Origin of the sequence: Methylibium sp. (genome assembly GCF_013817365.1) — a bacterium.
Taxonomy (GTDB): Bacteria; Pseudomonadota; Gammaproteobacteria; order Burkholderiales; family Burkholderiaceae_C; genus Methylibium.
Map to the genome: position 1 here is coordinate 1 of NZ_JACDCU010000250.1, position 6,215 is coordinate 6,215.

Genomic DNA, 6,215 nt, shown 5'->3' on the forward strand with positions numbered 1-6,215 from the left:
GATGGGGCCAGCGAGTGAGGGCATACCCTTGAAATCCCGGGCAAACAGCCGGCAGGCCGCCGGGGGTGCACCGGCGCCGTGCGAGCCTGCGCGCGCTCGGTGCGTCGTCAGTGAATGCGCGAACCGTTTTCGCGCGCCTCGCCGCGGGCGCGGGCCAGCTCGTCCACCGCCAGCGCCAGCGCGCGGATGCCCGCCGGGATCTGCGCTGCGGCGATCGACGACAGGCGCAGTCGAAAGAACGGGCAGGGGTAGGGCGGCCGGGCGTAGAACACATCGCCCACTTCGATCAGCACGCCGTGGCGGCGCGCGATGATGGCCAGGTCGCCGCTGTCGACCCAGGCCGGCGCATGGACCCAGATGGAAGCGCCGCCTTGTGGCAGGGCGAACTCGAAATCCGGCAGGTGCTCGCGCAGCGCCTGCGCCACCAGCGCCATGCGTTCCTGCAAGGCCTGGTTGACGCGCCGCGCATGCGACTCGTGGTGGCCGAGCGAGAGGAAGAGCGCGTAGGCGTGCTGCAAGAAGGCGCTCGGGTGGCGCACCATCGCATGGCGCAGCACGCGCAGCTCGGCGATCAGGCTGCGCGGCGCGACGATGTAGCCCAGCCGCAGCACCGGTGACAGGCTCTTGGACACCGAGCCGACATAGATCACGCGACCGGTCTTGTCCAGGCTCTTGAGTGCGGGCATGGGCGCGCCGACATACAGGTTCTCGGCCTCGTAGTCGTCCTCGATCACCACGAAGTCCTGCAGCTCGGCCTGGCGCAGCAGCCGCTGGCGGCGTTCCAGCGGCAGGGTCACGGTGGTCGGGCTCTGGTGCGAGGGCGTGACGAAGAGGTAATCGAGCGCTGGCAGGCCGTCGACCACCACGCCGTCCTCATCGACCGGCACCGGCACCCAGCGCGGGTCGCGCAGCGAAAAAGTGTTGCGCGCATGCGGATGGCCCGGCTCCTCGAAGCCGACGCGCGTGCCGGTGTCGAACAGGGCCTCGGCCAGCAGGTAGCAAGCCTGTTGCGAGCCCACGGTGACGAGGATCTCGTCCTTGAGCGCGAACACGCCGCGCTTGGGCAGCAGCCGCAGGCGGATCTGCTCGATGAGATCGGCCACGTCGTCGGTCTCGAAATCCGGCGTCCAGTGCGGCAGTTGCGCGCGGGCCAGGCTGCGCACGCAGCACTCGCGGAAATCTTCGGTGGGAAAGAGCTGCGAATCGTAGGTGCCGTAGACGAACGGGTAGGCGTACTCGCGCCAGCGGTCGGGCTTGGTGAGCGTGGGACGGTCGAGCAGCGAGCGCAACACGCGGGCTTGCCAATCGGGCGCCGCACCCGAACGGCCTCCGCCGTCCGGCAGCGGCTCGGCTTGCACCGCCGGCACCGCGCGCGCGTTGGCCGCCACGAACACGCCGCTGCGTGGACGCGCTTCGAGGAAGTTCTCGTCGATCAGCTGCTCGTAGGCCGAGGTCACCGTGTTGCGGCTCAGGCCGAGCAGCCGCGCCAGCTCGCGCGAGGACGGCATCGGCGCGCCGGGCGAAAGCCGCCCGTCGAGCACCGCCTGCACGACGGCCACGCGCAAGCGGCCTTGCAGCGGCAGGCCGGGCTGCTCGGGCAGCTCGAAGAGCTGGGCCCACTGGGTGCTCTGGGGGTTGCGCATGGCTTTCGAAGTCTACGGCTGGCGCGCACGAATCCCGGCATCTGGCTCTATCGGCGAAAGGCGAAGCTTTCTACTCTGACGACATCAGGGCGAGTGCTCGCCCTCAGGAGAACCCATGAGCCAGTCATCCCCCATCACAGAAGCCACGCTCGCCGCCTTCGGTGACGCCTGGAACCGCCACGACATCGATGCGCTGATGTCCTTCATGAGCGAAGACTGCGTGTTCGACACCGCCGCCGGCGCCGAGCGTTTCGGCAACCGCCACGTCGGCCAGACCGCGGTGCGCAAAGCTTTCGCGGCCGCCTGGGAGACGGTGCCCGATGCGCAGTGGCGCGACGCCACGCACCTCGTGCAGGGCGACAGGGGTTTTTCGCAATGGACTTTCACCGGCACGGCCGCCGACGGCAGCCGCATCGAGGTCGACGGCATCGACCTGTTCACCTTCAAGGGCGCAAAGATCCACAGCAAGAACGTGTTCCGCAAGGCGCGGCCCAACCTGCCGGCCGCCAAGTAAACAACCCGCATCGGAATCGCCATGGCCGCCACCCACACCGCGCCGTTCAACCCGCAGGACTTGTCGGCGAGCAGCCGCTACGACCCGCGCTACGACCCACTGGTCGCGCACGACCCCGGTGCCGGCCGGGCGTACGCGCCGAGCTACTGGGTGGGCACCGCCGGCACGCCGCCCCCCGACGACGGCCCGGTACAGGGCGACATGGACGTGGACGTGGCCATCATCGGTTCGGGCGCCACCGGCATGTCCACCGCGCTCTTCCTCGCGCAGGAGCATGGCATTCAGGCGACGGTCCTCGAAGCCAACCAGGCCTCCTGGGGCTGCTCGAGCCGCAGCGGCGGCCAGGGCCAGAACGCGAGCGGGCGCCTCAAGCGCTCGCAGTGGATCGAGCGCTGGGGTCTGGAGGTCGCCAAGAAGCTCGACGCCGAGATCCGTGGCGGCTTCGAGCGCTTCAAGGAGCTGACACAGCAGATCGATTGCGACGCCTACGACGGCGGTCACCTGTGGGTCGCGCACCGACCGACCAAGCTCGATCTTCTGGCGCGAGAAGCCAAGGTGATGCGCGAGCAGTTCGGCTACCGCACGCGCATGCTCAGCGCCGAGGAACTGCGTCGCGATTACTGCGACGAGCGCGAGGCCGCCGGTGCGTTCTACGAGCCCGAAGGCATCGGCATCCACCCGCTCAAGTTCACTTTCGGACTCATGCGCAGGGCCCAGGCGCTCGGCGTCAAGCTCCACACCGCCAGCCCCGTGCGCGGCTGGCAAACGCAGGGCGGCGTGCACCACCTGCGCACGCCCGGCGGCACCGTGCGCGCCAAGCGCGTGGCCGTGTGCACAGGCGGCTACACGGCGCAGCAGCTCAACCCGCTGCTCAAGAACAAGCTGATGCCCATCTTGTCGAACTCGGTGGTCACGCGCGTGCTGACCGACGCCGAGCTGAAAGCCACGAACTTCCGCTCGCAGACCTTCCTTACCGACACGCGCACCTTGCGCTTTTACTACCGGCTGCTGAAGGACAACCGCCTGCAACTGGGCAGCCGCAGCGCAGTGACCGGCGCGCAGGCCGAGGATCCGGTGCACAAGCAACTGCTCACCGACGCCATCGCGCGCAAGTTCCCGCCGCTGGCCGGCATCGGCATCGATTACTCGTGGTGGGGCTGGGTCGACATGAGCCACGACATGATGCCGCGCATCACCCAGCCCGATCCTGCTCAGCGCCTCTGGTACTCAGTGGGCTACGGCGGCAACGGCGTTTCGTTCTCCACGCTGGCTGGGCGCCGCCTGGCCGAGCGCGTGGCCGGCAAGGACGGCGGCAAGGCGGTGTTCGAGCTGCCGATCTACAACTCGCCGCTGCCGTTTCCAAACGTCATGGGCTTGGTCGAGTCGCCGGTCTTCGCGCCGTTCCGCCGGCTCGGGCAGCGCGCGCTCTACAAGTGGTACTGGCTGCGCGACGAGAAGTTCTGAGCGAGGCGGCGGAGCCGCCATGAGACGGCCAGTGGTCCGTCAGCTTCGCAGCCTTTCGCTCGGCGCGTTCCGATCCGGTGCCGCGGTACTCCACGCAATCAGCACGAGCAACGCAACCTGCACGGGAAGCCGCAGCACCAGCACCCAGTACGGCACGCCGAACAGTTCGGGCCGCTGCAGCATGTAGAGGTGCGCCGGCGTGACGGCGATCGTCAGCGCAAAAAGGCACCATCCTGCGGCGCGGCGCATGCGCGGCCACAGGAGGCCCGCCGCGCCGAGCAGCTCGAACACGCCGCTGACGAGCACGGCCTCGCGCGGCCACGGCACGAAGGGCGGCACGATGCGCATCTGCGCGTCGGTGAAGAGGAAGTGCGCGATGCCCCCGACCGCGAACCAGACAAAGACGATGGCCAGCCCAATGCGCCGCCAGCGGCTCGTTGCGCGGGTGCCGGCGATCTCGGAAGTTGTCGTCATCGAATCGTCGGGGCCATTGGTTAGTGCGTGGTCAGGAACCGACGCACGCGGTCGGGCACGGTACCGCGCAGTCACGTCGGTGATCCATCGAAGTCACAATTCCGTCCAATGTCGATTCTCGGAGGGCTGCCGTGAGCACTGCCACATTCAAGGAGTTCGAAGCCCAGGCGAAAGCCCAGGGCTTCGACGAGGTTCTGGAGCGCGACTGGGCACCGACCACGGTCCTCGACACGCACGTTCATCCTTTTGCCGTGCAGGCGCTCGTCGTCCGGGGCGAGGTGTGGCTGACCGTGGGCGGCGACACCCGCTACCTGCAAGCCGGCGACACGTTCACGCTGGGCCGCGAGGTTGCGCATGCGGAGCGGTATGGCGACAAGGGCGCGACCTACTGGGTCGCGCGGCGTAACGGGGCGAACAACGATGGCGAGTGATCCGCACGCTGCTCCGGTTTCCCCTGAGATCGGTGATCCGGCAGCCATGACCGAAGACGCGATGCCGGCCACCGAGAGCTCTGCGCAGGCCGCTGGGGCCACTGAAGGTCCGGCTGCGGCCTCGACCAAGAACGAGACCGAGACCGAGGCCGCTTCACCTGCGGTTGCAGACCTCTCGCCCTCCGCCTGTGCCGCGCGCCTGGCCGAACTTTTTCCCGCTGTCTTTTCACCCGGGGCGCCCAAGCCACTGAAGCTGCGTATTCAGGCCGACGTGCAGCAGCGGGCCCCCGGCGTCTTCACGAGAAAGGCGCTCTCGGTCTTCTTGCACCGGCACACGACGAGCACGGCCTACCTCAGGGCGCTGGCCGATGCGGCCGATCGCATCGATCTCGACGGCCTGCCCGCCGGCCCCGTGAACGACGAGCATCGTCAAGCCGCCGCCACTGAGCTGCAGCGCCGCCGCGCGCTCCACGACGAGCGACGCGCGGCGGAACGCGACGCCCAGCGCAAGGCGCATGACGAGCGGCGGGCGGGCGAGCGCGACGCCCAGCGCGCTGCGCACGACGCTCAGCGTGCTGCACACGACGCTCAGCGCGCCACGCACGACGAAGCCCGACGCGCGCGCGCAGCCGAAGGCCAGGCGCTGAGCGAACGGGCCGCGCTGCTTCGTGCTTTCGAGGCGACCACGCTGACCGCCGCGAACTTCTGCGCGCTGAAAGGGCTGTCGCAAGGCGATCTCGCCACCGCGCTCGCGCAGGCCCGCGACGACCGGCAACGGTTCGCCCAGGCACCCCGGCCGCAGCCCCCCGAGACGCGACCCCCGGATCGCGATCCGCGCACGCGCTCACAGCCGCCCGAAGCCCGCCCCGCCCAGGGTGAGCCGCGCACGGCTCATCGCCAGCAGCCCGATCGTCGTGCCCGCGGAGCGCCCAAGCCGCCGCGATGACCCCGTCCGCATCATTGAGCGCCGATGCACCGACCCCCGGCTTCTTTCGCCCGCGCCTGAGCCTGCAGACGCTGACCCGCGGCGACGGCCTGCTCGGCCTTCGTGCGGCGCCCGGTTTCGGCCCGCGCGGTGCTCAGGTCACGGTGGCTCGCGCCGACTGGACCTACGCCACGCCCGCCGGCCTGAACTGGGAAACGCCGGCGCCGACGGGCGTGTTGAACACCCGCCCCAAGCCGACACAGATGCTGCGCGGCGCCTGGGATTTGCGCGTGCTGCTGCAGCGCGACCTGGCGGCCGAGGCCGACGCGCGCGACGCCCTGTGGGGCACGGGCCTGCGACCGCTTCCGTTCCAGGCGCTGCAGTGGCGCAGCCCCGACGCGGGAGAAGGCCACGAGGGCCTGTGGACGCTGCCCGAAGAGTTGCATTTCGGCGACTTCTGGGCAGAGCAGGTGCCGCGGCTGCAGAAGCAGGGCTGGTCCATCGTCGTGCAGCCGGGCTTCGCGCATCAGAGCGTGCAGGTCGATGCATGGCGGCTCCTGATCGACCCGGCCACCGGCAACGAGCAAGGCCGCGAACTCGTGGAGCCGCTCGGTCCCCGGGTGCAAGGCATTGCGGCGCTGCGCCAGCCGCCGCGCGAGGGGTCCTGGATGCTGAGCCTGGGCGTCGATGTCGATGGCGACACGCTCGACCTGGTGCCGCTCCTGGCGGACCTGCTCAAGCGCGACGCGCGCTGGCTCGATGCC

General features: G+C 69.7%; 6 protein-coding genes and 1 pseudogene. 5 read left to right on the forward strand and 2 right to left on the reverse strand.

The annotated features are described in order from the left end of the window. Positions 1-107 precede the first annotated feature (107 nt). Positions 108-1,643, reverse strand: coding sequence for a PLP-dependent aminotransferase family protein (locus tag H0W38_RS14585; RefSeq protein ID WP_292455311.1), 1,536 nt, complete (start codon positions 1,641-1,643; stop codon positions 108-110). Between the two features lie 115 nt (positions 1,644-1,758). Here H0W38_RS14585 and H0W38_RS14590 point away from each other — a divergent pair, with 115 nt between their 5' ends. Continuing rightward, positions 1,759-2,157, forward strand: coding sequence for a nuclear transport factor 2 family protein (locus H0W38_RS14590; protein ID WP_292455313.1), 399 nt, complete (start codon positions 1,759-1,761; stop codon positions 2,155-2,157). A gap of 21 nt (positions 2,158-2,178) precedes the next feature. Further along, a complete protein-coding gene (locus H0W38_RS14595; RefSeq protein WP_292455315.1) occupies positions 2,179-3,621 on the forward strand; it encodes an FAD-binding oxidoreductase in 1,443 nt (480 codons plus the stop codon). A 39-nt stretch (positions 3,622-3,660) separates the two neighbouring features. Here the strand turns inward: H0W38_RS14595 and H0W38_RS14600 are convergent, their stop codons facing one another. Beyond that, positions 3,661-4,095, reverse strand: a complete 435-nt coding sequence (locus H0W38_RS14600) for a hypothetical protein (RefSeq protein WP_292455316.1) — start codon at positions 4,093-4,095, stop codon at positions 3,661-3,663. Positions 4,096-4,226: 131 nt separating this feature from the next. On the opposite strand from H0W38_RS14600, the gene H0W38_RS14605 reads away from it, so the two are divergent. The 3 genes and pseudogenes from H0W38_RS14605 to H0W38_RS14615 form a co-directional block, all read left to right on the forward strand. Next, positions 4,227-4,526 carry a cupin domain-containing protein gene (locus H0W38_RS14605; RefSeq protein WP_292455318.1) on the forward strand — a complete coding sequence of 100 codons (300 nt, stop codon included), beginning with the start codon at positions 4,227-4,229 and terminating at the stop codon, positions 4,524-4,526. A gap of 46 nt (positions 4,527-4,572) precedes the next feature. Then, positions 4,573-5,472 carry a ProQ/FINO family protein gene (locus tag H0W38_RS14610; protein WP_292455320.1) on the forward strand — a complete coding sequence of 300 codons (900 nt, stop codon included), beginning with the start codon at positions 4,573-4,575 and terminating at the stop codon, positions 5,470-5,472. Further along, positions 5,469-6,215, forward strand: a pseudogene (locus H0W38_RS14615) (ATP-dependent helicase); the annotation flags it as partial. The gene H0W38_RS14610 and the pseudogene H0W38_RS14615, both read left to right, overlap by 4 nt.